23 protein-coding genes are annotated in these 26239 nt (G+C 64.9%); 15 read left to right on the top strand and 8 right to left on the bottom strand.

Features of this window, described 5'->3' with window-relative positions; genetic code table 11:
* Positions 1-5 precede the first annotated feature (5 nt).
* The gene (locus tag C3B78_RS13610) at positions 6-224 is read right to left on the bottom strand and encodes an exodeoxyribonuclease VII small subunit (RefSeq protein WP_104998545.1); all 219 of its coding nucleotides are present in this window, start codon (positions 222-224) and stop codon (positions 6-8) included.
* Positions 221-1558, bottom strand: a complete 1338-nt coding sequence (gene xseA, locus C3B78_RS13605; protein WP_104998544.1) for an exodeoxyribonuclease VII large subunit — start codon at positions 1556-1558, stop codon at positions 221-223. Before xseA ends, C3B78_RS13610 begins: the two co-directional genes overlap by 4 nt.
* Before the next feature lie 188 nt (positions 1559-1746).
* On the opposite strand from xseA, the gene C3B78_RS13600 reads away from it, so the two are divergent.
* Entirely contained in the window at positions 1747-2598 is an 852-nt protein-coding gene (locus C3B78_RS13600) for a hypothetical protein (protein WP_104998543.1), read from the top strand.
* Positions 2599-2607: 9 nt separating this feature from the next.
* Positions 2608-3687 carry a 4-hydroxy-3-methylbut-2-enyl diphosphate reductase gene (locus C3B78_RS13595; protein ID WP_104998542.1) on the top strand — a complete coding sequence of 360 codons (1080 nt, stop codon included), beginning with the start codon at positions 2608-2610 and terminating at the stop codon, positions 3685-3687.
* Positions 3688-3705: 18 nt separating this feature from the next.
* Here the strand turns inward: C3B78_RS13595 and C3B78_RS13590 are convergent, their stop codons facing one another.
* Positions 3706-4947 (bottom strand): DNA recombination protein RmuC, encoded by a 1242-nt coding sequence (locus C3B78_RS13590; RefSeq protein ID WP_104998541.1) that lies wholly within the window; start codon positions 4945-4947, stop codon positions 3706-3708.
* A 115-nt stretch (positions 4948-5062) separates the two neighbouring features.
* Here C3B78_RS13590 and ychF point away from each other — a divergent pair, with 115 nt between their 5' ends.
* The 6 genes from ychF to C3B78_RS13560 all read left to right on the top strand — a co-directional run bounded on the left by ychF (position 5063) and on the right by C3B78_RS13560 (position 13664).
* Complete coding sequence (gene ychF / locus C3B78_RS13585) at positions 5063-6148, top strand: redox-regulated ATPase YchF (RefSeq protein ID WP_104998540.1); 1086 nt, start codon at positions 5063-5065, stop codon at positions 6146-6148.
* An 84-nt stretch (positions 6149-6232) separates the two neighbouring features.
* On the top strand, positions 6233-8005 hold the full coding sequence (locus C3B78_RS13580) for an ABC transporter family substrate-binding protein (protein WP_104998539.1): 1773 nt from the start codon (positions 6233-6235) through the stop codon (positions 8003-8005).
* Between the two features lie 269 nt (positions 8006-8274).
* Positions 8275-9960, top strand: coding sequence for a peptide ABC transporter substrate-binding protein (locus tag C3B78_RS13575; RefSeq protein WP_104998538.1), 1686 nt, complete (start codon positions 8275-8277; stop codon positions 9958-9960).
* Between the two features lie 122 nt (positions 9961-10082).
* A complete protein-coding gene (locus C3B78_RS13570) occupies positions 10083-11012 on the top strand; it encodes an ABC transporter permease (RefSeq protein WP_104998537.1) in 930 nt (309 codons plus the stop codon).
* On the top strand, positions 11002-11946 hold the full coding sequence (locus C3B78_RS13565; RefSeq protein ID WP_104998536.1) for an ABC transporter permease: 945 nt from the start codon (positions 11002-11004) through the stop codon (positions 11944-11946). The genes C3B78_RS13570 and C3B78_RS13565 overlap by 11 nt, the downstream gene beginning before the upstream one ends.
* 11 nt (positions 11947-11957) lie before the next feature.
* Positions 11958-13664 carry a dipeptide ABC transporter ATP-binding protein gene (locus tag C3B78_RS13560; RefSeq protein WP_104998535.1) on the top strand — a complete coding sequence of 569 codons (1707 nt, stop codon included), beginning with the start codon at positions 11958-11960 and terminating at the stop codon, positions 13662-13664.
* A gap of 67 nt (positions 13665-13731) precedes the next feature.
* On the opposite strand, the gene C3B78_RS13555 is transcribed toward C3B78_RS13560, so the two are convergent.
* On the bottom strand, positions 13732-14574 hold the full coding sequence (locus C3B78_RS13555; RefSeq protein ID WP_104998534.1) for an SGNH/GDSL hydrolase family protein: 843 nt from the start codon (positions 14572-14574) through the stop codon (positions 13732-13734).
* Between the two features lie 268 nt (positions 14575-14842).
* Here C3B78_RS13555 and typA point away from each other — a divergent pair, with 268 nt between their 5' ends.
* The gene (gene typA, locus C3B78_RS13550) at positions 14843-16771 is read left to right on the top strand and encodes a translational GTPase TypA (RefSeq protein WP_104998533.1); all 1929 of its coding nucleotides are present in this window, start codon (positions 14843-14845) and stop codon (positions 16769-16771) included.
* Positions 16772-17058: 287 nt separating this feature from the next.
* On the opposite strand, the gene C3B78_RS13545 is transcribed toward typA, so the two are convergent.
* Positions 17059-17298, bottom strand: coding sequence for a putative acetyltransferase (locus tag C3B78_RS13545; protein WP_104998532.1), 240 nt, complete (start codon positions 17296-17298; stop codon positions 17059-17061).
* Between the two features lie 136 nt (positions 17299-17434).
* Between C3B78_RS13545 and fdxA the strand changes: the two genes are divergently transcribed.
* The 3 genes from fdxA to C3B78_RS13530 all read left to right on the top strand — a co-directional run bounded on the left by fdxA (position 17435) and on the right by C3B78_RS13530 (position 20455).
* Positions 17435-17761, top strand: coding sequence for a ferredoxin (fdxA, locus tag C3B78_RS13540; RefSeq protein ID WP_013601705.1), 327 nt, complete (start codon positions 17435-17437; stop codon positions 17759-17761).
* A 14-nt stretch (positions 17762-17775) separates the two neighbouring features.
* Positions 17776-18927 carry a succinyldiaminopimelate transaminase gene (gene dapC, locus C3B78_RS13535; RefSeq protein WP_104998531.1) on the top strand — a complete coding sequence of 384 codons (1152 nt, stop codon included), beginning with the start codon at positions 17776-17778 and terminating at the stop codon, positions 18925-18927.
* Positions 18928-19168: 241 nt separating this feature from the next.
* On the top strand, positions 19169-20455 hold the full coding sequence (locus C3B78_RS13530) for a citrate synthase (RefSeq protein ID WP_104998530.1): 1287 nt from the start codon (positions 19169-19171) through the stop codon (positions 20453-20455).
* Between the two features lie 151 nt (positions 20456-20606).
* On the opposite strand, the gene galE is transcribed toward C3B78_RS13530, so the two are convergent.
* Positions 20607-21620: a UDP-glucose 4-epimerase GalE gene (galE, locus tag C3B78_RS13525; protein WP_104998529.1), complete on the bottom strand. Its 1014-nt coding sequence runs from the start codon at positions 21618-21620 to the stop codon at positions 20607-20609.
* A 134-nt stretch (positions 21621-21754) separates the two neighbouring features.
* Here galE and C3B78_RS13520 point away from each other — a divergent pair, with 134 nt between their 5' ends.
* Both C3B78_RS13520 and C3B78_RS13515 read left to right on the top strand, forming a co-directional pair.
* Complete coding sequence (locus C3B78_RS13520; RefSeq protein WP_104998528.1) at positions 21755-22357, top strand: TetR/AcrR family transcriptional regulator; 603 nt, start codon at positions 21755-21757, stop codon at positions 22355-22357.
* Positions 22358-22458: 101 nt separating this feature from the next.
* Positions 22459-23070: a hypothetical protein gene (locus C3B78_RS13515; RefSeq protein WP_104998527.1), complete on the top strand. Its 612-nt coding sequence runs from the start codon at positions 22459-22461 to the stop codon at positions 23068-23070.
* A gap of 37 nt (positions 23071-23107) precedes the next feature.
* On the opposite strand, the gene C3B78_RS13510 is transcribed toward C3B78_RS13515, so the two are convergent.
* A complete protein-coding gene (locus C3B78_RS13510; protein WP_104998526.1) occupies positions 23108-23965 on the bottom strand; it encodes a hypothetical protein in 858 nt (285 codons plus the stop codon).
* Positions 23966-23972: 7 nt separating this feature from the next.
* Positions 23973-24995: a 2,3,4,5-tetrahydropyridine-2,6-dicarboxylate N-succinyltransferase gene (gene dapD, locus C3B78_RS13505; protein WP_104998525.1), complete on the bottom strand. Its 1023-nt coding sequence runs from the start codon at positions 24993-24995 to the stop codon at positions 23973-23975.
* A gap of 50 nt (positions 24996-25045) precedes the next feature.
* On the opposite strand from dapD, the gene dapE reads away from it, so the two are divergent.
* On the top strand, positions 25046-26182 hold the full coding sequence (dapE, locus tag C3B78_RS13500) for a succinyl-diaminopimelate desuccinylase (RefSeq protein ID WP_104998524.1): 1137 nt from the start codon (positions 25046-25048) through the stop codon (positions 26180-26182).
* The last annotated feature ends 57 nt before the right edge of the window (positions 26183-26239 follow it).

The following is a 26239-nucleotide window of genomic DNA, read 5'->3' as shown; positions in this document are numbered from 1 at the left end:
GGCGGTTAGAGCGGCTGGTCGCGGGCGGCTGCGAGCCGCTTCCTGGCACCTTCCAGCCACTCCTCGCACCGGGCCGCCAGGGCTTCGCCCCGTTCCCACAGCGCCAGGGATTCCTCGAGGCTGGCCCCGCCGGCTTCGAGCTTCCCCACCACGGCGATGAGCTGCTCGCGGGCCTCTTCGTAGCTCAGGGCCGCGATCCCGGTCCCTGCCGTCTGCTCCGTCATTTTGATACTCCGGTTTCCGTTGTGGTCTCTTCAGGTGTTCCGGTGGAGGTTGCGCCGAACCGGCCCTCCGCCACGCGGATGGACAGCGGGGCGCCGGCGGGAGCCTCAGCCGGGCGGCGGACCACCGCGTGGCCCGCGGCGCCTGATTGCGCCGCAAGCTTCCCGGCGAGTTCGACGACGGCGTACCCCCGGTCCAGGGTTTTCTGCGGCGACAGTGCCCGCACCTGGGCCTTCAGGTGGTCCAGTTGGTCAGCCGCGCGGACCACGGTGGAACTGACTGCGGCCGATGACCTCCTCAGCAGCCGCTCGATTTCTTCCGAGCGGATGGTCACCAGTCCTTCCGGCGCAGCCAGCACGGGCCGTGAATGAAGGGAGGCCAGCCGGTCCGATTCCCGGTCCACCAGCCGCTCAATGCACCGGCGCAGCTGCTCCCGGGCCTGGCGGACCCCCGCCAGTTCCTCGGAAACTTCCGGGACAATCCGTTTGGCGGCATCCGTGGGGGTAGAGGCACGCAGGTCCGCGACGTCGTCGAGCAGTGGCCTGTCCGCCTCGTGGCCGATGGCACTCACCACAGGGGTAACGGCTGCGGCGACGGCGCGGATCAGCTCTTCACTGTTGAACGGCAGGAGGTCCTCCAAGGCGCCGCCGCCGCGGGCGATAACAATGACGTCCACCTCCGGCAGGGCGTCCAGGTCGCGGAGCGCGCGGACCACCTGGGCGACGGCGGTGTTCCCCTGGACGGCCACCTCCCTGATTTCAAACTCAACCGCGGGCCAGCGCAGGGCGGCGTTGCGCAGGATGTCCTTCTTGGCATCCGAATCGCGCCCCGTGATGAGGCCAATGCGGTGCGGCAGCAGGGGAAGGGGTTTCTTGCGGGAGTCAGCGAAAAGGCCCTCGGCCGAGAGCGCCTGGCGCAGCCGTTCAATCCGGGCAAGGAGATCGCCCAGGCCCACCGGCCTGATGTCACGGACCAGCATGTTCAGCCGGCCGGTCTTGATCCAGAACTCCGGTTTCAACAGGGCAACCACACGGGACCCGCGCTCCAGCGGCAGGTCCTGGCGTTCCAGTACTTTGGTCCAGACCGAGGCGGGCAGCGAAACTTCCGCGTCCACGTCCCGCAACGTGAGGTACGCGTTGGTGCCCCGGCGGTTCAGCTCGATGACCTGGCCCTCAACCCAGGCAGAGGGCGTGCGGTCGATGTGGGCTTTGAGCTTCTGCGACAGCAGCTGGAGCGGCCACGGATTGTCAGGAGTTGTTTCGGCGGCCGTGGCGGGCAGCGTGGTGGGCGCGGTGAGTTGCTGGCCGGTGCCCGGAAGTGACGCCTGTTCAGACATGCGAACGCCCTCGCGGGGCTGGAGCTGCGGGCATGGGGTCCTTCGTCCGGTGTTTGGCTGTCTGGTATTGCTGGCTATGTTCGGCGGTCATTCAACCTTATCCATAAGCTGTACCACCGGGGCTGACAAGAACCGGCCGCCAGGCCTGCCTAGGATGGATTGACCCCACCAACGACTTAGGAACCGCCGTGCGAACTTTTGTTTCTGCTGCCGCCACCGTGCTGGCAGTCCTGCTGGCAGCCGTGGCAGTGCCGGCCATCTGGCTGGACCGCAACATCGTCCAGGAACAGGGCTTCGTGGAGTTGGCAGCCCCGCTGGCAACAAATTCAGGGTTCCAGCAGGAGCTGGCGGTAGCGGCGGTGGGCACCATCGACACGAGCGCCGTTCCCGGTTTCCTTTCCGACCTCGTCAAGCCGGTGCTTGAAGACGCGGCTTCCTCACTGACAGGCCTGCCGGGCTATCCAGCCGCATGGGAGGAAACGCTGCGCAGGAGCCACCGTCTCAGCTTCGCCGGCCCTGCAACGGACGACGCCGGAGCAGCCTCAGCTTCGTCCCTCACCCTGGACGTCGCTCCCTTGGTGGCGCTGGGCGCGGAGGAGATTTCGCGCACCACCAGGCTGCCCCTGGACCCGCCTGAACAGACCCTCATCAACGTAGGGCAGCCTGTGCATAAGGAGTGGACTGAACGGCTCGCCACCTACGCGCCTGCAGGCTACCTGCTGGCTGGTGGGTCTGCCGTAGCGCTGCTCCTTGCCCTGGTGGCTGCACGCCGCCGCTGGACAGTGCTGGCCGGGGCGGGAGTCGGCGCGCTGCTCCTCGCCGCTGCCTGGGCGGCGGGCTCACAGGCTGCGTCAGCCGCCATCGTGTCCGCGGACAGCGGAAATGACGTTGCCAACATGTTCCGGGACGAATTTGTGGCCGCCTCCGCGGCGGATTTCCAGGCCTGGACCGTGGCTGCGGCGGTCACCGGCGGCGTGCTGCTGGTGCTGGGCGTCGCTGCCGGGTTCACCTCGCGGAAGCGGTCGCGGGCAACCCGGTAGCATGGAGGAATGACCCCCTCAGCTGTTTCCCTTTCGATGCCCACAATCCCGCGTCGGCGCCGTTCACCTGAGGAAGTAGCTGCCGCGGCCCCGGTACCGGGAACCAAGAAGGTTCTGCTCGCTGCTCCCCGCGGTTACTGCGCCGGCGTTGACCGCGCCGTCATCGCCGTGGAGAAGGCCCTGGAGCACTACGGTCCGCCCGTCTATGTGCGGAAGCAGATCGTCCATAACGTCCACGTGGTCAGCTCCCTGGAGGAACAGGGAGCCATCTTCGTCGACGAAACAGATGAAGTGCCCGAGGGTGCCCTGGTCATCTTCTCCGCCCACGGCGTCTCCCCGGCCGTGGTCCAGTCCGCCGAGGACCGCGGCCTGCGCACGATCGATGCCACCTGCCCGCTCGTGACCAAGGTGCACAAGGAGGCCGTCCGGTTTGCCAAGGATGATTTCGACATCCTGCTGATCGGCCATGACGGCCATGAGGAAGTTGAAGGCACGGCCGGCGAAGCTCCGGAACACATCCAGATCATCAATGGTCCGCACGAGGTGGACAAGGTGACGGTCCGGGACCCGGAAAAGGTTATCTGGCTCTCACAGACCACACTGAGCGTTGACGAAACCATGGAGACGGTCCGGTTGCTCAAGCAGCGGTTTCCGACGCTCCAGGATCCGCCCAGCGACGACATCTGCTATGCCACCACCAACCGGCAGGTGGCCATCAAGAAGATCTCGCCGCAGGCAGACCTGGTCATTGTGGTGGGCTCGGCCAACTCCTCAAATTCCGTCCGCCTGGTGGAGGTGGCCCTCGAGTACGGTGCGAAGGCGTCCTATCGGGTCGATTTCGCCAACGAGGTCGACGAAACCTGGTTTGAAGGGGTTGCCACCGTTGGCGTGACGTCCGGAGCGTCCGTCCCGGAAGTGCTGGTGCAGGACGTGCTGCGCCTGTTGGCCGATTACGGCTACGGCACCGTGGAGGAAGTTGTCACGGCGGAGGAGGACCTGCTCTTCTCGCTGCCCAAGGAACTCCGTGCCACCCTCAAGCAGGCCGGCGATGTCAGCCGCGCCCTTGGCGGACGCCGGGCGCGCAGCTGATCACAGGGCAGCCCCTGCTCACGCGGCTTCATCGTCGCTTTGGAGTTCCGGCGCGGCAAGGGCCCGCGGGGTGGCTTCGACCACCGGCGGCGCGGCAAGTCCGGACTCTTCCAGTGAGTTCAGTTTCCGGGCTGTAGGAAGGATACGCGCCTCCAGTGTTCCCACCATGGCGTTGTAGCGGTCCACGGATGACTTCAGCGATGACCCCAGTTTGGTGACGTTCTCGCCCAGCGTTCCCATCCGGTCGTAGAGCTGCCGCGCCAGTTCGAACAGTTCCCGGGCGCTGTCTGTCAGGACATCCTGTCGCCACGTAAATGCCACCGACTTCAAGACGGCCAGGAGCGTGCTGGGTGAGGCCAGGACAACGTTCTTCGACAGTGCGTGGTCAAGGAGCCCGGCATCGGCCATGAGGGCCGCCGCGAGAATGGACTCAGCCGGGATGAAGCAGATCACCAGCTCGGGGGAGTTGCCGGGAATGTCCCAGTACTTCTTACTTCCCAGTGAATCCACGTGTGCCCGCAGTGCCTTGGCATGGGCAGCCAGCAGTGCCTGCTGGCTTCGGTGGCCGTTGCTTGGCGCAGGACCGGCGGGGAGGGTGCCGGAACCACCTGCGGTGCGGACGTCCGCTCCCAGCTCCTGGGCTTCCAGGTAGGAGGACAGCGGAACCTTGGCGTCAACCACCAACTGTTTTTCACCGGGCAGCTGGACCACCAGGTCCGGCCGCACGCTGGAATCGCTCCCGGCAGTGTGGACCTGCTCGATGAAGTCCACGTGGCGCAGCATGCCGGACGCTTCCACAACGCGCCGGAGCTGGACTTCACCCCACTGCCCCCGCGCGCTGTTGGACCGGAGTGCGGACTCAAGCGCGTGGGTGGAGCGGATCAGCTGTTCATCCGAGAGCCTGGCTTCCTGAAGCTGCTGCGCCAGCTGGCCGTACTGTTCCACCCGGTCACGCTCCAGCAGCGCCACCTGCTGCTGGACAGCCGTGAGCTTCTCGGCCACCGGCGCCAGAGCCCGCAGTACGCTGCCGTCCTGGGACCTGGCTTCGCCCAGCTCCCTGTTCTGTGCCGCCAAAAGGCGCCGCTCGGCGTCGGCCGCGGCGAACTGCGCACTGACCTCTGAAAGCCGCGACGAAACGGCGTCGAAATCCTCCTCCAGGCCCCTGGCGCTTTTCCGAAGCACAAAGAACGCAGCCGCCGCACCCGCGAAGGCACCCAGCAGCAGCATGAATAAGGCAAGAATCAAGGCGAAAGCATCCATGCCCTCACTGTTGCACGGGGCTGTGACATTTTGCCGAAGCGACATTTTCCCCGGCATGCACGGGACTCCCTGCCCGTTACGGTGGGCGGACGCCCTGCGGGTAGAATCAATACTCGTGGCTCTTACTATTGGCATCGTCGGACTGCCCAACGTCGGCAAATCAACTCTCTTCAACGCACTCACCCGCAACCAGGTCCTGGCCGCGAACTACCCGTTCGCCACCATCGAACCCAACGTCGGCGTCGTGAACCTGCCCGACCCCCGCCTCCAGAAGCTGGCCGATATCTTCGGCTCGCAGCGGCTGCTGCCCGCGCCGGTGTCGTTCGTGGATATTGCCGGCATCGTCAAGGGCGCATCCGAGGGTGAGGGCCTCGGCAACAAGTTCCTGGCCAACATCCGCGAGGCGGAAGCCATTGCCCAGGTGGTGCGGGTGTTCGATGACCCGGATGTCATCCACGTGGACGGCAAGGTGGACCCCCGCTCCGACATGGAAACCATCAACACCGAACTGATCCTCGCCGATCTGCAGACCATCGAGAACGCCATTCCGCGGATCGAAAAGGAAGTCAAGATCAAGAAGCGGGAGGCCGCCGAGCTTGCCGCCATCAAGGCAGCCCAGGTAGTCCTGGAGCGCGGCGACACCATCTTCTCTTCCATTAAGAGCGACAAGCTGGAAATGGAACACCTCAAGGAGCTCGGCCTCCTGACGGCCAAGCCGTTCATTTACGTCTTCAACGCCGACGAAGCCATCCTGGGCAGCCCGGAAAAGCAGGAAGAACTGCGGGCCATGGTTGCCCCGGCGGACGCCGTCTTCCTTGATGCCAAGCTCGAAGCCGACCTCGTGGAACTCGATGAGGAAGAGGCCCGCGAAATGCTGGAGATGAATGGCCAGGACGAATCCGGCCTGGACCAGTTGGCGCGCGTCGGCTTCCACACCCTGGGATTGCAGACCTACCTCACGGCAGGCCCCAAGGAAACCAGGGCCTGGACCATCCGCCAGGGGGACACTGCACCGCAGGCAGCAGGGGTAATCCACTCAGACTTCCAGCGCGGATTTATCAAGGCCGAGGTGGTGTCCTTCAACGACCTCATTGAAGCCGGATCCATGGCGGAGGCCAAGTCCCGCGGTAAGGTCAGGATTGAGGGCAAGGAATACGTCATGGCCGACGGCGACGTTGTGGAGTTCCGCTTCAACGTCTGATCCGGCGGACGCCTTATCCTGAATAAAGGGCGTGATCCTGGCGATTCCAGGAGCCCCTCCCGCAGAAACAAACAAGGAGGCGGCATGCCGATCAGGCGCCTGATGCAGTACATCACCGCGGCGGTAGCGTCTGCCCTGGTCCTGTCAGGCTGCTCCGGCAATGGAGACACTGCACCCGTGGTGGTGGGGGAGGCCAAACGCGGCGGCAGCGCCACCGTCGCGGAGGTTAACGCCTTCTCGTCCTTCAACCCGTACAGTGCCGACGGGAACACCGATATCAATACAAAAATCGGCTACATCACCCATTCGGGCTTCTACTACCTGGACGATGCCGCCAAGGTGGTGCGGAATGAAAAGTTCGGGCGCTTCGAGAAAGTTTCAGACCAGCCGCGGAAGGTGCGGTATACCGTCAACGAGGGCGTCACGTGGTCCGACGGTGAAGCGATCGACGCCGGCGACCTCCTGCTCAGTTGGGCCGCGGGCTCGGGGTACTTTGACGATGCCGACCCCCTGGCGGGGACTGGCACCAAGTACTTTTCCGTTGCCTCCGACACCAGCGGCCTCGCCGGCACCGTACTTCCCGAAGTCGGGGCGGACGGCCGCTCCATCACCCTCGAGTACACCGTTCCGTACGCCGACTGGGAAGTGGCGTTCGATGTCGGGCTGCCGGCCCACGTGGTTGCAGCCAAAGGTGGGCTCAACGACGAAGAGGACCTGATCGACCTGATCAGGAACTCACCCCGCGGGGACGCGGAGAAGCCGGCTTTGAACGCACCCCTGAAGCAGGTCAGCGACTTCTGGAACTCCGGATTCGACTCCAAGGGCCTTCCCGAGGATCCTGCCGTGTTCCTCTCCAGCGGCCCGTACATCGTCCGGGAGATCATCCCGGAAGTTTCCATGAAACTCGTCCGGAACCGTGACTACGTCTGGGGACAGGAACCTTGGCTGGATGAAATCAACGTGCGATTCACCGGCGCCGTGCCCGCGGCAGTCGATGCGCTCCGGAACAGCCAGGCCGACATCATTTCCCCGCAGCCATCGGCCGAAACGGAGGAGCTCCTGGCGGGGCTGGCCGGCCAGGGCATCACAGTTGAGCGGTACAACCAGTCCGGCTACGACCACCTGGACCTCAACTTCTCCGGGCCTTTCCTGGACGAAAGCGTCCGCCGGGCGTTCCTCAAGGCGGTTCCCCGGCAGGCCATCGTTGACGCCGTGGTGGGGGACCTTCTGCCGGACGCGAAGCCCCTGGATTCCCACGTTTTCCTGCCCGCCCAGCCCAAGTACAACGACACCGTGAAGAACAACGGCTCAGCCGACTATGCGGAAGTGGACATTGAGGGGGCGAAGGCCCTCCTGGACGGCAAAACCCCCACGGTCCGGATCCTCTACAACCGCGACAACCCCAACAGGGCCAAAGCCTTTGCCCTCATCCGCGACTCGGCAGCGCGCGCAGGCTTCCAGGTGGTTGACGGCGGGCAGGCAAGCGCGGACTGGGCGCGGTCGCTCGGGGGTGGGGGCTACGAAGCCGCGCTGCTCGGATGGATCGGCACGGGTGCCGGCGTCAGCCGGGTCCCCCAAATCTTCCGCACCGGCGCGGGAAGCAACTTCAACGGCTTCTCCGACGGCGATGCAGACAAGGCGATGGAACAGTTGGCCGGCACCACCGACCTGGGCAAGCAGGACGAGCTCCTGGCCGAGATCGACAGGCAGATCTGGGAGAGCGCCTATGGGCTCCCGCTGTACCAGACGATCGGTACCACTGCCTTCAACGCCCGGGTCGCCGGCGTCAAAACGAGCTCGGGTCCCTTGGGTGTCTGGTGGAACGTGTGGGACTGGCGGCTTGCCACCCCGTCGTGAGGCCAGCAGACCTGAGTGGCAGCTTCCCTCCTTCCCCGATTGGCCGCCGCAGCTACCGGCGAGTAGCATGTGACCTGCACAACTTCTGTTGACCGACCAAGCGTTCAGAAACCCGCCGGTCACGGTTTAGCAACGGGGTCCCAGTATTCGGACTTCGTGCGGTTAGGCTACTCGTATATGTAGGCTGCGTCACAGCGGACAGCTGGGTCTCGCCTGCGGGGGAGCACAAGATTCCCCCTCTTTATCTCCCACAACTCATAGGAGGCGGAATGCGTTTTACGCGCACTTCCAAAGCACTGGGCATCCTGGCAATAGCAGCACTTGCCCTGACCGGCTGCGGCGCTGGAGGCGGCAGCACTGATGGAGCCAGCAACGCCGCCGGCGACCCGAACAAGGTCATCACTGCCTACAGCAACGAACCACAAAATCCGCTGCTGCCGGCCAACACCAACGAAGTCTACGGCGGCCGCGTCGTCGAGCTTCTGTTCGAGGGCCTGCGGACCTACGGCGCTGATGGCAAGCCGGTAAACGCGCTTGCAGAATCCATCGAGTCGCCGGACGCCCAGAACTGGACTATCAAGATCAAGCAGGGCCAGAAGTTCACCAACGGTGAAGAGATCACTGCCAAGACGTTCGTGGATTCCTGGAACTTCGCGGCGAACTCGAAGAACCTGCAGAACAACGGGTTCTTCTTTGAATCCATCGCCGGCTATGAGGAAGTCTCGGCGGTAACCACCGAAAAGTCTGCAGACGGTAAGACCACCACCACTCCCGCGCCCACCGCGGAAACCATGTCCGGCCTCGAGGCCAAGGACGACTCCACCCTTACGGTCAAGCTGGCCCAGCCCGAAGCTGACTGGTCCCTGCGGCTCGGCTACTCGGCTTTCTTCCCGCTCCCCTCCGCGGCGCTGGCAGACCCGAAGGCATTCGGTGAGAACCCGGTAGGCAACGGCCCGTACAAGATGGAGAAGGAGGGCGCCTGGGTTCACGACCAGTCCATCTCCCTCGTGAAGAACCCGGACTACAGCGGCCCCCGCGAGTCGAAGAACGGCGGCGTGACGTTCAAGTTCTACACCGATCCGGGCCCCGCGTACACCGACCTGCAGTCGGACAACCTGGACGTAACCGACGTCCTCCCCTCGAACGCGCTTAAGACGTACGTTTCGGACTTCCCGGACCGTAACGCCACCAAGCCCGTTGCCACCAACTCCACCCTGAACATCCCGGGTTACAACCCGAACTTCCAGGGTGAAGCCGGCAAGCTCCGCCGCCAGGCACTTTCCCACGCCATCAACCGCGAGGAAATCGCCAAGGTTGTCTTCAACGGCACCCGTACCCCGGCCAAGGCTTACGCCCCGCCGGTCATCGACGGCTTCAAGGAAGGCCTCAAGGGCAGCGAGGTCCTGAAGTTCGACGCCGCAAAGGCCAAGGACCTGTGGGCGCAGGCCGAGAAGATCCAGCCGTACGACAATTCCAAGCCGCTGCAGATCGCTTCCAACACCGATGGCGGCAACAAGGAATGGATCGACGCCGTCGCCAACGGCTTCAAGAACAACCTGGGGATCCAGGCTGAAATCCAGCCCTTCGCCAAGTTTGCCGAGGTGCTGAACCTGCGCAAGTCCCAGTCCCTCCCGGGCCTGAGCCGCGCAGGCTGGCAGGGCGACTACCCGTCGCTCTACAACTTCCTGGGGCCGGTCTGGGCCACGGGCGCATCCTCCAACTACGAGAAGTACTCGAACCCCGAGTTCGACAAGCTCCTCAAGGAGGGCCTGGCGGCCAAGACCACGGATGAGGCTAACGCCAAGTTCAACGCGGCACAGGAGATCCTCTTCGAGGACCTTCCGGGCCTGCCGCTCTGGGATCAGGCACGGCCGATCGTGTGGAGCAACAACGTCGTCAAGGCTGAAACCGGCTGGAACGGCAGCATCCTCTACTACGGCATCACCGCAAAGTAGTCCCAGAACTAACTTGTCGGTAAGCACATGGGGGCCCGGCTACCGCCGGGCCCCCATTGGCTTGCACGGCAGGAAGGCACCAATGAACCTGTTTTCTTCCCAACCGGAAGGCTGGTGATCCGGTGGTCCGCTTTATTCTGCGCCGACTCCTGCAAGTGATCCCTGTCTTCATCGGCACTACCCTTTTGGTCTATTACATGGTGTTCGCCCTCCCGGGTGACCCTATCGCTGCGCTTTTCGGGGACCGTCAGCCCCCGCAGGCCGTCATCGACACCCTCCGCAGCCAGTACCACCTTGATGAGCCGTTCTGGGTCCAGTACGGACTGTTCCTGAAGAACCTCTTTACGTTCAACCTGGGCAACGACTTCACGGGCCAGCCCATTGCGGCCAGCCTGGCCCGCGTCTTCCCGGTCACCGCGATGCTGGCCGTCGAGGCCTTGGCCATACAAGCGATCTTCGGCGTGGCATTCGGTGTTTTCGCAGGCCTGCGCCGCGGCGGCTGGTTCGACTCCACCGTCCTGGTGGCCTCGCTCGTGGTCATCGCCGTGCCCACATTCGTGCTGGGCTTCGTCTTCCAGCTCGTCTTCGGCGTCCAGCTCGGCTGGGCGAAACCTACCGTCGGCGCCAACGCCGACTGGGGGAGCCTGCTGCTGCCCGCCGTTGTCCTGGGTCTGGTGTCCTTCGCCTATGTCCTCCGCCTCACCCGCGCCTCGGTCAGCGAAAACATGAACGCCGACTACGTGCGTACAGCCACCGCCAAGGGCCTGTCGCGGCCCCGGGTGGTCGTGGCCCATATCCTGCGCAACTCGCTGATTCCCGTGGTGACCTACCTTGGAGCCAACCTCGGCGGCCTGATGGGCGGGGCAATTGTGACGGAGGGTATCTTCAACGTGCCCGGCGTCGGCAACAAGCTCTACCAGGCGGTCCTCCGCAGCGAGGGTCCCACCATCGTTTCCATCGTCAGCGTGCTGGTGCTGGTCTTCGTAGTGGCCAACCTGCTTGTCGATCTCCTTTACGCCTGGCTTGACCCGAGGATCCGCTATGACCAGTAATGACAGCCACTTTGTGGCGCCCATCGATGAAACTCCTCTGCTGGCAACGGATGCCGTAAAGACTGACCAGGCCCCGCTCAGCCTGTGGTCCGACGCCTGGCGCAAGCTCCGCCGTCGTCCGCTGTTCATCATTTCGGCGCTGCTCATCGTGGCGTTGACCGTGATTGCGCTGTTCCCCGGACTCTTTACTTCCGTGCCTCCCAATGAGGGCTGCGAGCTGGCCAATTCCGAGGGCGGGCCCACGTTGGGCCACCCCTTCGGCTTCACTTTCCAGGGCTGTGACGTGTACTCCCGCGTCATCCACGGGACCCAGGCCTCGCTGTCAGTAGGCCTGCTCTCCGTGCTGTGCGTCCTGGTCATCGGTGTCACCGTGGGTGCCCTGGCCGGTTACTACGGCGGCTGGATTGACGCCGTGCTCGCACGCCTGGGTGATATCTTCTTCGCCCTGCCACTGATCCTCGGCGCGCTGGTCATCACCCAGCTTCCCCTCTTCCGCGAGAACAAGGGCGTCTGGACGGTGGTCTTTGTGATTTCGCTGCTGGCGTGGCCGCAGATGGCACGCATCACCCGCGGCGCCGTCATTGAGGTACGCAACGCTGACTTCGTCACCGCGGCGCGTGCCCTGGGCGTCTCCAAGTTCGGGGCCCTGGTGCGGCACGTACTGCCGAATGCACTCGCCCCGATTATCGTCCTTGCCACACTGGAACTCGGCGTGTTCATCGTGGCCGAAGCCACCCTGTCCTTCCTGGGCATAGGCCTGCCGCAGAGCATCATGTCCTGGGGCAATGACATCGCCGGCGCCCAGGCGTCCATTCGAACCAGGCCCGAAATCATGCTCTATCCGGCCGCGGCCCTGTCCATCACGGTCCTGAGCTTCATCATGCTGGGCGATGCTGTACGTGACGCCCTCGACCCCAAGAGCCGTCAGCGATGAGAGATAACGAGATGACCACTCCAAAAATCCGCATCGATGAGGCCGGCACCACCGGAGTGAGGCCGCTGCTGGAAATCCGCGACCTCGCCATAACGTTCAAGACCAGCGGCGGGGACGTCCAGGCAGTCCGCAATGCGCACCTGACTATCATGCCCGGTGAGACGGTGGCCATCGTTGGGGAGTCGGGTTCCGGCAAATCCACGACGGCGCTGGCAGCCATTGGGTTGCTGCCCAACAATGGCCGGGTGTCCGGCGGCCAGATCCTGCTCGACGGCGAGGACATCGCCCACGCCACAGAGCAGCGGATGATCGAACTGCGCGGCAATACCATCGGCATGGTGCCGCAGGACCCCATGTCCAACCTCAACCCTGTTTGGAAAATCGGATACCAGGTCAAGGAGACCCTGCGCGCCAACGGCAGGCCGAGCGGGCCGGAGGACATTGCCAAGGTACTGTCCCAAGCCGGGCTTCCGGATGCGCGCAGGCGTGCCAACCAGTATCCGCACGAGTTCTCCGGCGGCATGCGGCAGCGCGCGCTTATTGCCATTGGACTGTCCTGCCAGCCGCGGCTGCTCATTGCCGATGAGCCGACGTCCGCCCTGGATGTGACCGTGCAGCGGCAGATCCTCGACCACCTGGACACCATGACCACGGAACTGGGCACCTCGGTGCTGCTCATTACCCACGACCTGGGCCTGGCTGCAGAACGGGCGGACAAGGTGGTGGTGATGTACCAGGGGCAGGTTGTGGAAGCGGGGCCTTCGCTGGAACTGCTGCGCAACCCGCAGCACCCTTACACGAAGAGGCTCGTCGAGTCCGCTCCTTCGCTGGCCAGCCGGCGTATCCAGGCCGCCAAGGAACAGGGCGTGGAAACGGCGGACCTCCTGGCCCCGGCTGCGGAAGCAGCAGCGGCGGACAACGTCCTGCAGATCCAGGACCTGCGCAAGGTCTACAGGCTCCGGCAGGGTTTCGGGAAAGCTTCAGACTTTGCCGCCGTTGACGGCGTAAGTTTCGACGTCAAGCGGGGAACCACGACGGCGATCGTGGGGGAGTCGGGTTCCGGCAAGTCCACCGTGGCCAAGATGGTGCTCCAGCTGGAGAAGCCGACCGAGGGCAGGATCCTGTTTGATGGCTTGGACACGTCTGCCCTGAAGCCTGCGGAACTCTTCAGGTTCCGCCGCCGGGTCCAGCCCATTTTCCAGGACCCATACGGTTCCCTTGACCCGATGTACAACATCTTCCGCACCATTGAAGAGCCGTTGCGGGTCCACAAGATCGGCGACAACGCGACCCGCGAGAAAAAGGTCCGGGAACTGCTGGACCAGGTGGCCCTTCCGCAGTCCGCCATGCAGCGGTACCCGAACGAGCTCTCAGGCGGGCAGCGGCAGCGCGTGGCCATTGCCCGTGCGCTGGCGCTGGATCCCGAAGTGATCATCTGTGATGAAGCGGTGTCCGCCCTGGACGTCCTGGTCCAGGCGCAGGTGCTGAACCTCCTGGCGGACCTGCAGTCGAACCTCGGCCTGACGTACCTCTTCATCACGCACGACCTTGCGGTGGTGCGCCAGATCGCGGACCACGTCTGCGTTATGGAAAAGGGGCGCCTGGTTGAGACCGGATCCACGGACGACGTCTTCGAATCGCCGCAGCAGGACTACACCAAGGCCCTGCTCAATGCCATTCCCGGCGCCAAGCTGATGCTGCCGCCGGAAGTGGCGTAGCCAGGCGGCAGCAACGCGGAACGGCCGGCGCCGGGGTATCAGACTCCGGCGCCGGCCGTTGCTGTTTTCAGTCCTGGCCCAGACCCGCGTCTCCGGTGCGCGCATCCAGCAGCGGGTGAGCGTCAGCCGTCGGCTTTCGCTCCAAGCCCAGCTCGCGGAGGTGGCCCTCAAGGAGCGTGCCCAGCGCCCGGCGGCCCCCCGGGTTCATATGCACGGAATCCGCGAGGTCCTTAACAAGGCCGTATTTGGTTAGCCAGTCACCCACGGATACAAAGGGCAGGCCGTGGGCCGCCGCCACGGAGCCGAGCAGGGCGTCGACTTCGCTTCGCCGGCCTCCGCCATGGCCTTCGCCGCGGGCCAGTGTTCCGATCATCGCCAGGCGCGTGCCCGGGTACCGCCTTTGGAGCTCCCCGATCAGGCGCTCAGCATTGGCAACGATGGCGCTGTCACTGGCCCCGCTGGTGGCATCATTGCCGCCGCCCTGCACCACGATCAACGCGGGCGTGCCGGCCGGGAGCAGCCAGTCACCGCGCAGGAGCGCATCGATGTAGTTGCCGGTGGCACCTTTCGACGTGACAAAGCCGGTGCCGCCCCTGCCGCAGAAGTACACCCGGTATCCCGCAGCGGCCAGGCCCAGGCGCGGCCAGCCGTCGGCCGGCTCGGATTGTGAATCGCCGATCAGGAGGACGGTCCTGCCGATCTCCGGGACCACCGCCTCAAGCCGGCCGTTGCCAGGGTTGAGGACGCCGGAAGCGGCAGCCCCCGCGGACACGAACGCTGGGCCCTCGACGGACGGGGCGGGCAGGGCGCAGCCGGAGAGGAAAATGGCGCCGGTCACGGCGATAACCGCAACGGCTCCGGCCGCGGTACGGCGGCGGTTCCAGGCCACGGCGGCCAAGGCATTTCGCATCTGGTGTCTTTCAGGCTCGCGCGGTATGTCAGAGCAATCATGTGGCATCGCCGCAGGATCCGCCAGTGATCTTGCCCACAAACATGCGCCGCGGCGGGGCGGTTGGCGGGCCGCCGGATCCGCGGACAGATGAAAAATTTAGGCCAATAAATGCCTGTGCGGCTAGACTTGGGGAAGGTGCCCTGTGCTAAGGGCCGGATCCGTCGTGCGTTCCAGTTGGAAATGTCGCGATGCCTCAAAGCTGACCCACTGAATCGAGCCATTACGCATGTCTGAAACCACCACCAACACCGCGGTAGCCACTGCATCACGCAGTGACCTCCGCAACGTCGCGATTGTGGCCCACGTTGACCACGGCAAGACCACGCTGGTCGACGCCATGCTCAAGCAGACCAACTCCTTTGCCGAGCACAACCACCTCGAAGACCGCGTGATGGACTCCGGTGACCTGGAGCGCGAAAAGGGCATCACCATCCTGGCCAAGAACACCACGGTGGCCTACAACGGTCCGTCCTCCAACGGCCAGACCATCACGATCAACGTCATTGACACCCCCGGCCACGCCGACTTCGGTGGCGAGGTGGAACGCGGCCTGTCCATGGTTGACGGCGTTGTCCTCCTCGTTGATGCCTCTGAAGGCCCGCTGCCCCAGACCCGCTTCGTGCTGCGCAAGGCCCTGGCTGCGCACCTTCCCGTGATCCTGTTGGTCAACAAGACCGACCGTCCCGACGCCCGCATCGACGAAGTGGTCCACGAGTCCATGGACCTGCTCCTGGGCCTGGCCTCCGACCTTGCCGATGAGGTGCCGGACCTGGACCTGGACAAGGTCCTTGAGGTTCCGGTTGTCTACGCCGCCGCCAAGGTTGGCCGCGCGTCGCTGGAGCAGCCCGCCAATGGTGCCGCCCCGGACAACGAGGACCTTGAGCCGCTGTTCAAGACCATCATCGAGCACATCCCGGCTCCCACCTACAACCCCGAAGGTGTCCTGCAGGCGCACGTCACGAACCTGGACGCTTCCCCGTTCCTGGGCCGCCTGGCGCTGCTGCGCATCTACAACGGCACCCTGCGCAAGGGCCAGACAGTTGCCTGGGCCCGCGCCAACGGTGAACTCAAGAACGTCAAAATCACCGAGCTCCTGGCCACCAAGGCGCTGGACCGCGTTCCGGCAGAATCCGCCGGGCCGGGCGAGATTGTCGCCGTCGCCGGCATCGAGGAAATCACCATCGGTGAGACCCTGACCGATGCCGAGAACCCGCAGCCGCTGCCGCTGATCACCGTGGACGATCCCGCGATCTCCATGACCATCGGTATCAACACCTCGCCGCTGGCCGGCAAGGTCAAGGGTGCCAAGGTCACGGCCCGCCAGGTGAAGGATCGCCTGGACAAGGAACTGATCGGTAACGTCTCCATCAAGGTTCTGCCCACCGAGCGTCCCGACGCCTGGGAAGTCCAGGGCCGTGGCGAGCTCGCGCTGGCCATCCTGGTTGAGCAGATGCGCCGCGAAGGCTTCGAGCTGACCGTGGGCAAGCCGCAGGTTGTCACAAAGACCATCGACGGCAAGGTCCACGAGCCGATGGAGCACATGACCATCGACGTGCCGGAAGAGTACCTCGGCGCCGTCACGCAGCTGATGGCAGCCCGCAAGGGCCGCATGACCAACATGGCCAACCACGGCACCGGCTGGTGCCGGATGGAGTTCATCGTCCCGGCCCGCGGCTTGATCGGTTTCCGTACCAAGTTCCTCACGGACACCCGCGGCGCAGGCATCGCAGCCTCAATTTCCGAGGGCTACGAGCCGTGGGCCGGCCCCATCGAGTACCGCACCAACGGCTCGATGATCGCTGACCGCGCCGGCGTTGTGACCCCGTTCGCCATGATCAACCTGCAGGAACGCGGCTCCTTCTTCGTGAAGCCCACGTCCGAGGTCTACGAGGGCATGATCGTGGGCGAGAACTCCCGCGCCGACGATATGGACGTCAACATCACCAAGGAAAAGAAGCTCACCAACATGCGTGCAGCCTCCTCCGACACCTTCGAGAACCTGACGCCGCCGCGCGACCTGACCCTCGAAGAGTCCCTTGAGTTCGCCCGCGAGGACGAGTGCGTGGAGGTTACCCCGGAAGCAATCCGCATCCGCAAGGTCATCCTGGACACCAACGAGCGTGCCAAGGCCAACCGCGCCCGCGCCAAGGTCTAGCAACCCCGCGTTCCCCAGAATGCCACCGGCCCTGTGCCGGTGGCATTCTGCGTTCCGCCCTGAGCAGTAAGGCCCGGGTTTGGTGCGCGGGCGCAGTCCCCGCGCAATGAATTGCCCTCGGAGTAGCGGGCGCCCGCGTCCTGCGGCAGGCGGGCGTCTCCCGCCGGACCATTGATGCGGGCGTGCTTGACGGCACGGTGCGCAGGGTGGCGCGGGGCATGTATCCATCCGCCCAGCATCGAGACGATGGCGCGCTGCAGAGGCAGTCCCTGCGCAGCGTGGGCCGCCTAGGCGCGCGGCCGGCGGCGCTCCGGTGCCGGCGGCACTTCCTTGGCAGCCACCACACGGTCCAGGGGAATGACGACGTCGGCCTGCCGCGTGCGGATGGTGCACGCACCGGCGTCGCAGGCCAGGAGGTGCCCGAGGGCATCCGTGAGCCCGTCCTCTATGCGGTAGCGCACCACAACCCTCGTTCCAGGCGTTGCGGATGAGAGGAACCCGGAAGGAGTGGGTATAGGCTGACTCACCAGTTCATACTAGGTGCCCCGGCTAGGTTCGCGGGAACGGGCTGGGAGATAATAGGCTCAGATGTCAAGAGTCCGGCCGCAGTTGCCGGATGCAAGAACCGGCGGTCGCCGGAACCAACGTGGAGAGGCCAGGGACGTGACGTACGTAATCGCGCAGCCGTGTGTAGATGTCAAGGACAAGGCATGTATTGAGGAGTGCCCCGTCGACTGCATCTACGAAGGCGAGCGTTCGCTGTACATCCATCCGGACGAGTGCGTGGACTGCGGTGCCTGTGAACCGGTGTGCCCGGTTGAAGCCATTTACTACGAGGATGACACCCCGGAGGAATGGGCGGACTACTACAAGGCCAACGTGGAGTTCTTTGATGACCTCGGTTCCCCTGGAGGCGCCGCGAAGATCGGCAACACGGGCAAGGACCACCCGATGATCGCCGCGCTGCCGCCGCAGAACCAAGACCACTGACCCGGGCAGGGACCGTGACCGCAGCAGAAAGAACCTTTGGCCTGGACCTGCCTGATTACCCGTGGGAGGCCATGGCGCCGTATGCCGCCAAGGCCGCGCAGCACCCGGACGGGGCCGTCAATCTGTCCATCGGCACCCCCGTTGACCCCACCCCCGCCCTGATCCAGGATGCGCTGAAGGCGGCCGCCGACGCCCCGGGATACCCCACCGTCCATGGCACCCCGGCCCTCCGCGAAGCGATTGCGGGGTGGTTTGAGCGGCGCCGCGGGGTTGCCGGCCTCGATCCCCGCAACATCATGCCCACCGTGGGCTCCAAGGAACTGGTGGCATGGCTGCCGCTCCTGTTGGGGCTTAAGCCCGGAGACGTCGTCGTGCGCCCCAAGGTGGCCTACCCCACCTATGACATCGGGGCCACCCTCGCCGGTGCCGCGTCCGTGGCGACGGACAACCTGGACGAACTCGACGACGCCACGCGGGCGCGGGTAAGGCTCATCTGGGTCAACTCGCCCGGAAACCCCACAGGCAGTGTCCGGGGCGTGGAATCCCTGAAAACGCTCGTGGACCAGGCCCGTGGGCTGGGCGCCGTGGTGGCTTCGGACGAGTGCTACGCAGAGCTGGGCTGGGGCGATTGGGACGTCCAGCGCGGCGGCCAGGCCGTTCCCAGTATCCTGGACCCCCGGGTAGCAGGAGGCTCCCATCGGGGGCTCCTCGCCGTCTACTCCCTCAGCAAGCAGTCCAACGTGGCAGGCTACCGCGCGGCATTTGTGGCCGGAGATCCTGACTTGATGCCCAACCTGGTCAACAGCCGCAAGCACGCAGGCATGATTGTCCCCTACCCGGTCCAGGAGGCCATGCGGGTGGCGCTCGGCGACGACGCCCACGTAGAGGCGCAGAAGGACCTGTACCGCGGGCGCCGCGAACGGCTGGTCCCGGCCCTGCTGGACTTCGGCCTGGAGATCAAGGATTCCGACGCCGGACTGTACCTTTGGTCCACCGCGGGGGAGAGCACGTGGGACACAGTGGGGCGGCTGGCAGAGCGCGGCATCGTTGTGGGCCCCGGGGTTTTCTACGGCGAGGCGGGCAACGGCTACATCCGCGTGGCCTTGACGGGTTCGGATGAGCGCATCGATGCCGCAGTGTCCCGGCTGGCACCGGCGCGGCAGTAGAACAGCACCGTAACAATGGTGTGACTCGCGCCACAAGGGCCCTATTTTAGGGGCTTCGGCCGCGTCTTGGATTAGTGACACCCGCCAAGGAGCGGGTACTTTTTAAGTGACTATCAATGGTGGCCCTCTACAAGAAGGCAGCCCGGGTGTTGGAACCTGTGTTCTCAGGGTCAGTGCGCGGCTCACCTGATGTTGGATCAAGCTTTCGACAGAGGCCCAGAAGCCTCATGAAGGGGACTCCATGACTGAGACCAACAACGCAGCGACCCTGCTCCACGCAGGAGGCGAGCTTAAGCTCCCGCGCATCCAGGTTATTGAAGGGAACGAAGGCTACGACGTTTCCAAGCTGCTGAAGCAGACGGGCGCAGTCACCTTTGACCCTGGCTTCATGAACACCGCAGCCACCACCTCGGCCATCACCTACATCGATGGCGATGCGGGCATCCTGCGGTACCGCGGATACCCCATCGAGCAGCTGGCGCAGCACTCCAGCTTCCTCGAGGTGTCCTACCTGCTGATCTACGGCAACCTGCCCACGCCCACGGAGCTGGACGCGTTCGACCAGAAGATCCGGCGGCACACCCTGCTGCATGAGGAGCTCAAGGGCTTCTTCGGCGGCTTCCCCCGTGACGCGCACCCCATGCCCGTCCTCTCCTCGGCCGTTTCCGCGCTGTCCACCTTCTACCAGGACTCGCTGGACCCGTTCAACGCAGAACAGGTGGAAGTTTCCACGATCCGCCTGATGGCCAAGCTCCCGGTCATCGCGGCGTATGCGCACAAGAAGTCCATCGGCCAGCCCATGCTGTACCCGGACAACTCCCACAACCTGGTGGAGAACTTCCTGCGCCTCAGCTTCGGGCTTCCGGCCGAACAGTACGAAGTGGACCCCGTCGTCGCGAAGGCACTGGACCTGCTGCTCATCCTGCACGCGGACCACGAACAGAACTGCTCCACCTCCACGGTGCGGCTGGTGGGCTCCTCCAACGCCAACCTCTTCGCCTCAGTATCCGCAGGGATCAACGCGCTCTTCGGCCCGGCCCACGGCGGCGCCAACGAGGCCGTGCTCAAGATGCTCCGCCAGATCCAGGCCGACGGCACCAAGCCCGAGGACTACATGGAGAAGGTCAAGAACAAGGAAGACGGCGTCCGCCTCATGGGCTTCGGGCACCGCGTCTACAAGAACTACGATCCCCGCGCCAAGATCGTCAAGGCCACGGCCCACGAGATCCTCAGCAAGCTCGGCGGCAACGACGAACTGCTGGACATCGCTTTGCGCTTGGAAGAGAAGGCGTTGAACGACGACTACTTCATCCAGCGCAAGCTCTACCCGAACGTGGACTTCTACACCGGCCTGATCTACAAGGCCATGGGCTTCCCGGAGAAGATGTTCACGGTGCTGTTCGCCATCGGCCGCCTCCCGGGCTGGATTGCCCAGTGGCGCGAGATGATCAGCGACCCCAACACCAAGATCGGCCGCCCCCGCCAGCTGTACATCGGCGAGCCGGAGCGGGACTACCCGGTCCGCTAGCCTCCGGACCAATAACTGCAATTACGACGGCGGCTGCCCACCTTGCGAGGTGGGCAGCCGCCGTCGTTCATCACCACTTAAAGCAACGCGGGGTCACTCCACGCCCGATAAATCGTCCTGGAAGGACGTTAAGTGACCCCGCGTTGCGGTTTTAAGCCAAGTAGCCATTTGGGTTGTTCTTTTGCCAGCGCCAGTGGTCCTCGCACATCTGGTCCACTGTCTTGGTGGTGGCCCAGCTGAGGTCGGCCAGGGCGGAGGTGGCGTCGGCCCAGAAGGCCGGGAGGTCGCCCGCGCGGCGGCCGGTGATCTCGTAGGGGATAGGCCTGCCCACCGCCTTCTCGAACGAGCGGAGAACCTCCAGGACGGAGGAGCCCTTGCCGGAGCCAAGGTTCCAGCGGAACACACCGGCACGGTCCGCAACGTGGTTCAGCGCGGCCACGTGGCCCTCGGCTAGGTCGACGACGTGGATGTAGTCGCGCAGGCACGTGCCGTCGGGAGTGTCATAGTCGCCGCCGAACACCATCAGTTTTTCCCGGCGGCCCACGGCCACCTGCGCGATGAACGGAACCAGGTTGTTGGGAATGCCCTGGGGGTCCTCGCCGATCCGGCCGGAGGGGTGGGCGCCAACCGGGTTGAAGTAGCGCAGCAGGGCAATGTGCCAGCGGGTGTCGGCTGACCCGAGGTCCGAGAGGATGTCCTCGATCTGCTCCTTGGTGCGGCCGTAGGGGTTGTTGGCCCCGATCTCCATCTTTTCGACGTAGGGGATGGGGTTGTGTTCGCCGTAGACGGTGGCTGAGGAGCTGAACACGATGGACCGGACATCGTGGCGGTCCATCACCCGGATGAGGTTCAGGGTCCCCACCAGGTTGTTGTAGTAGTACTTGAGCGGCTCGCGGACGGACTCGCCCACGGCTTTCAGCCCTGCAAAGTGGATCACGGCGTCAATGGTTCCGGCGGCGAAGACCCGCTCTACGGCAGCCTCGTCCACGAGGTCGACATTATGGAATTCGGCAGTCTTCCCGCTGAGTTCGGCTACCCGGCGGAGGGACTCTTCACTGGAGTTGACCAGGTTGTCGATGACCACGACGTCATGGCCGGCTTCCTGCAGGGACAAAACAGTGTGGGAACCAATGTAGCCGGTGCCTCCGGTGACCAGAATTTTCATGCCTCAACGCTATCCCAACATCACCGGCCGCTGCCGCCTCGTCCCGGATGCCGGGCAGCAGGTGCCATGTCCGATGCATGCATGCACGGCATGCCGGGGCCCGCAATAGAGCACATCCATGCTAAATAGAAGTAGTGCCCAAAATAGTAGATGCCGAAGCCCGGCGCCAGGACGTGGTTGAAGCAGTTCTCCGGATCATTGCAGGTGACGGGCTGGAACGGGCCTCGCTGCGGGAAGTGGCCGATGAAGCCGGGTTGGCTGTCGGTTCCGTACGGCACTATTTCTCCGGGAGCGAGGAACTGCTCTCCTTCTCCTTCACTGCGGTGGTGGACCGCATCGTAGGCCGCCTTGAAGCATCTCTGCCCGCTGTGCACGATGCAGTGCCCGGCTCCGCCGGGCACCGCGGGGCAGTTTTAACCCTGCTGTGCGGAATCCTGCCCCTGGATGAGCAGCGGGCGCTGGAGGCGTGCGCCTGGATGGCGTTCAAGAATGCTGCCAGGGTCCGGCCGTTCCTCGCCGCTGAGGCAGACCGGAGCCACCGGGAGGTTGCGGTCATTGTGGGAAGCGTGGTCAGCGCCTTGATGCCGGAGGGCGAGCCGCAGGAAAGCCTTGTGCTGGAGGCGGAGCGGCTGCTGGCAACGCTCGACGGGCTGTGCATGCATGCACTGCTGCAACCCGGATGGATGACGCACGAAATGTGCGTTGACGTCCTGGAAAGGCACCTCGACGGGATGTGATGACAGCCACTAACGTGGGCATTGGGGGGAATACACTGATTAGCAGGGGGCGCTGCCCGATCACCCAACCCCGGTAAGAGCACGCCACGGAAGGACATCGGATGCACCAGACAAGCGGTACCAGGTGGCAAATCACCACGGACACGTCAGGGCCCATGATGATAGCCCTGTACGTCCGGGATACGGCAGGGCTTGACGGGGCAGGCCAGCCATCCTTGTCCCATGCAGCGCCCAAGGTCCGCCGCGCCGACCATTCGCACCTGACCGCCGATGTTGGTGGTTTGAGTGCCCTGAAGACAGAGTGGGAAGCCTGGTGGGAACAGCTGCTCAAAGCCCATCCCCAGACGTCCCCGGAACTGTCCCCGCCCAACTTCGAGGCCTTCGGCAATTCACCCGCGCTGCAGCGGGTGCTGCAGGCACACTTCGGGGCTGCCCTTACCTGGGCGCGGGAGCGCAGGAGTGAGTACGCCGAGATTGAGGCGGAGCGGGCTGCAACCGGCGCTGACCAGCTTCTTGAGGACATGGTGGATGACAGGCTCATGGAGGTGGGCCGTGATTCCCGTGACTTCAAGCTGACCATCATCGAGCTGCCGTTGAACGAACAACGGGCCTGGTACATGGAGCCGGACAAAATCCTCATGAGCAACAAGCTGATGGGCGAGCCGGAGCTTTTCCGCAGCTACGTGCAGCCAGTGGTGGAGATCCTGGTTTAGGGAGTCTCCACCTCCCGCCTGGCCGAGCCGCCGGTCCTCAGCTGCGGGCGTCTCCCGCAGCCACCGTGATCCGCACCCCGCCCTCCGAACCCGCAGCTTCCTGCCAGCCGTCCCGCGCTGCACGGTTCCAGCTTCTGCCCGCCACCTCGACCTGCGTGACCTCAAAGCCTTTGGCGTTGGCGACCGCCCATTGGGCCACGGACCACGCCTGGCTTCCCGCGGCCTCGACCACCAGGGTCTCACCGTCAACAGTTGTTTCCAGCGGACCATATGCCTGGTCCAGCTCGGCGGACACTGCTGCGGCATCGCCGCCGGTGCCGGCCGCCCGAAGGGTGCATTGGACGGCCTCGGGCGTCTGGCCGGTCAGGCCGGAGGCAAAAGTCCGTCCCATTTCCTCGTGCTGCGCGTAGGCCGCGGGATAGGCGGAGCGCTGCACACGCTGGGCTGCCTCGGTAATTTCCAGTGACTCATACCCGGGGATCTTTACCAGGGCGTCGTAAAAGGCGTTCGCCGCATAGTACGGATCCATGATCTGCGCCTCGGTTCCCCACCCTTGGGAAGGACGCTGCTGGAACAGCCCGCGGGAATCCGGGCCGGCCTTGTCTCCATGCTCAATGTTGCGCAGCTTGGACTCCTGCATGGCGGTGGCCAGCGCAATGCTCGCGGCCCGCGGCGGAAGTCCGCGCTGCACCGCAACGGCGGTGATCAGCGCGGCATAGACGGCCTGGTCCGGGGCCAGCTCGGATGTCCGTTCGCCGATGACGGCCCTGCAGCGTTCCGAAACGAGGGTTTCGGAACGCTGCAGGAAAAACACGGCCGAGTAGGTGCCGCCGGCTACCAGTGCCAGGGTGAGCACCAGTACCGCGAGGGTGCGCAGGCTGCGTCTTCGTGCCATGGAGGGATCAGTTGGCGTGCAGGGCGTCGTTCAGCTCCACGGTCTGGCCCTGGCGGGGGAGGACCTCCACCGCGCCCGTGGTGGAGTTGCGGCGGAACAGCAGGTTGGGCACGCCGGACAGTTCCGCGGCCTTGACGATCTTGGTGGTGTCTTCACCCACCTCATCCTTTGGTCCCGGGATGCGGACGCGGGTTCCCGCCGTCACGTAGAGCCCGGCCTCCACCACGGAGTCGTCACCGATGCTGATGCCGACGCCTGAGTTGGCGCCCAGCAGGACCCGCTCGCCGATGGTGATTTTTTCCTTGCCCCCGCCGGAGAGGGTGCCCATGATGGACGCGCCGCCGCCGACGTCGCTGCCGTTGCCGGTCACGACGCCGGCAGAGATACGGCCCTCCACCATGGAGGTGCCCAGGGTTCCCGCGTTGAAGTTGACGAAACCTTCGTGCATCACGGTGGTGCCTTCGGCCAGGTGGGCACCCAGGCGCACGCGGTCGGCGTCGGCAATCCTTACACCGGTGGGCACCACGTAGTCCACCATGCGCGGAAACTTGTCGATGCCGTAAACAGTGACGGCGCCACGGCGCCGCAGCCGCGCGCGGGTCAGCTCGAACCCCTCCACCGGGGCGGGGCCGTAGTTGGTCCACACGACGTTGGGCAGGTTGCCGAAGATGCCGTCCAGGTTGATGGTGTTGGGCTGGACCAGGCGGTGCGAGAGGAGGTGCAGGCGCAGGTACGCATCGGCGGTATCGGCCGGCGCCTCATCGAGGTTGATCTGGACAAAAACCACTTTCTGTTCCGTGCCGCGGTCCTCGTCGGCGCCGTTCCCGGCGATCAGGGCGAGGGACTCATCCGCGTTTTCAACGGAACGCAGGTTCTCGGCCGCAACACCCAGGGCCGGTGCCGGAAACCACACATCCAATACGGTGCCGTCACCAGTGGAAATGGTGGCCACGCCGAACCCGTAGGCAGAGCGTTCGTCGGTGGTTGCGTTCGAGGTTTCGGGCACGGCGGAAGAAGCAGTCTCAGTCATGGCCCCAGTCTATCGAGGGGCAGCGGCAGGGTCCGAACTAGACTGGCTTCGTGACTGCCGAAACCACTCCGGACCCTTCCACCCTGACGCTCGACCTCCGCCAGGACGTTGCGCTCCTTACAGCCGCCATCATGGACATCAACAGTGTGTCCGGGAATGAAACGGAACTGGCGGACGCCATAGAAGCGGCGCTGCTGGGCATCCCCCAATTGAGCGTGCTCCGGGACGGGGATTCGATGATCGCCCGTACTGAGTTGGGCTGTCCGGAACGGGTTATCCTGGCGGGGCATCTGGACACCGTTCCGCTGCCCCTGGCGGACGGTGCCAGAGGGACCGTACCCTCCACCTGGGCATCGGGTGTTCCCGGCAAAGGGATACTGTACGGCCGCGGCGCGACGGACATGAAGGGCGGCGTCGCGGTGCAGCTTGCGCTGGCCGCCGCAATGTTCGACGACGGCGCCTCGCCGAAGCGGGACGTCACCTTTGTCTTCTACGATCACGAGGAAGTCGAGGCCGTCAAGAGCGGCCTTGGGCGGCTGGTGCGGAACCACGGCCAGCTGCTGGACGGAGACTTCGCGATCCTGCTGGAACCAACCCACGGGACGGTGGAAGGCGGCTGCAACGGCACCAGCCGGTTTGAGGTAACGACGGTGGGGGAAGCTGCCCATTCAGCTCGCGCGTGGATGGGCAGCAATGCCATCCACGCGGCAGCGCCCGTCCTGGAGAGGCTTGCGGCCTACCAGCCGGCAACCGTCAACGTGGACGGACTGGAGTACCGGGAAAGCCTCAACGCCGTAAAGATCAACGGCGGCACTGCCGGAAACGTCATTCCGGACCGCTGCGTTGTGGAGATCAACTACCGCTTCGCCCCGGACAAGACGCCGGACCAGGCCGAAGCCGTGGTGCGGGAACTCCTTGAGGGATTCGACGTGGTCCGTACCGATGCCGCCGCCGGGGCGCGGCCCGGCCTCCACCACCCCGCCGCGGCATCCTTCGTTGCGGCGGTTGGGGCCGAGCCTAAGCCCAAGTACGGCTGGACCGACGTCGCTCGCTTCAGCGAACTGGGGATCCCGGCAGTGAACTTCGGCCCCGGCGACCCGCTGCTGGCGCATAAGGACAACGAGCACGTGGACGCTGAAGCCATTCGGACCTGCCTGCGGGCACTGCAGGACTGGTTGTCCGACTAATCTCAAACGGCGATGGCCCGGACCACTGCAGGTCCGGGCCATCGTTGTAGGAAACTG

The sequence above is a fragment of the Arthrobacter sp. PGP41 genome, assembly GCF_002953935.1.
Classification (GTDB): domain Bacteria; phylum Actinomycetota; class Actinomycetes; order Actinomycetales; family Micrococcaceae; genus Arthrobacter.
The sequence above is the reverse complement of the archived record's forward strand: the minus strand, read 5'-3'. Positions and strand labels throughout refer to the sequence as shown.

What these genes read in the sequence shown, in the direction of transcription:
- C3B78_RS13610 (WP_104998545.1), bottom strand. Translation starts at nt 224, where the DNA reads ATGACGGAGCAGACGGCAGGGACCGGGATCGCGGCCCTGAGCTACGAA.
- xseA (WP_104998544.1), bottom strand. Translation starts at nt 1,558, where the DNA reads ATGTCTGAACAGGCGTCACTTCCGGGCACCGGCCAGCAACTCACCGCG.
- C3B78_RS13595 (WP_104998542.1), top strand. Translation starts at nt 2,608, where the DNA reads ATGACCCCCTCAGCTGTTTCCCTTTCGATGCCCACAATCCCGCGTCGG.
- C3B78_RS13590 (WP_104998541.1), bottom strand. Translation starts at nt 4,947, where the DNA reads ATGGATGCTTTCGCCTTGATTCTTGCCTTATTCATGCTGCTGCTGGGT.
- C3B78_RS13580 (WP_104998539.1), top strand. Translation starts at nt 6,233, where the DNA reads ATGCCGATCAGGCGCCTGATGCAGTACATCACCGCGGCGGTAGCGTCT.
- C3B78_RS13575 (WP_104998538.1), top strand. Translation starts at nt 8,275, where the DNA reads ATGCGTTTTACGCGCACTTCCAAAGCACTGGGCATCCTGGCAATAGCA.
- C3B78_RS13565 (WP_104998536.1), top strand. Translation starts at nt 11,002, where the DNA reads ATGACCAGTAATGACAGCCACTTTGTGGCGCCCATCGATGAAACTCCT.
- C3B78_RS13560 (WP_104998535.1), top strand. Translation starts at nt 11,958, where the DNA reads ATGACCACTCCAAAAATCCGCATCGATGAGGCCGGCACCACCGGAGTG.
- C3B78_RS13555 (WP_104998534.1), bottom strand. Translation starts at nt 14,574, where the DNA reads ATGCGAAATGCCTTGGCCGCCGTGGCCTGGAACCGCCGCCGTACCGCG.
- typA (WP_104998533.1), top strand. Translation starts at nt 14,843, where the DNA reads ATGTCTGAAACCACCACCAACACCGCGGTAGCCACTGCATCACGCAGT.
- C3B78_RS13530 (WP_104998530.1), top strand. Translation starts at nt 19,169, where the DNA reads ATGACTGAGACCAACAACGCAGCGACCCTGCTCCACGCAGGAGGCGAG.
- galE (WP_104998529.1), bottom strand. Translation starts at nt 21,620, where the DNA reads ATGAAAATTCTGGTCACCGGAGGCACCGGCTACATTGGTTCCCACACT.
- C3B78_RS13515 (WP_104998527.1), top strand. Translation starts at nt 22,459, where the DNA reads ATGCACCAGACAAGCGGTACCAGGTGGCAAATCACCACGGACACGTCA.
- C3B78_RS13510 (WP_104998526.1), bottom strand. Translation starts at nt 23,965, where the DNA reads ATGGCACGAAGACGCAGCCTGCGCACCCTCGCGGTACTGGTGCTCACC.
- dapD (WP_104998525.1), bottom strand. Translation starts at nt 24,995, where the DNA reads ATGACTGAGACTGCTTCTTCCGCCGTGCCCGAAACCTCGAACGCAACC.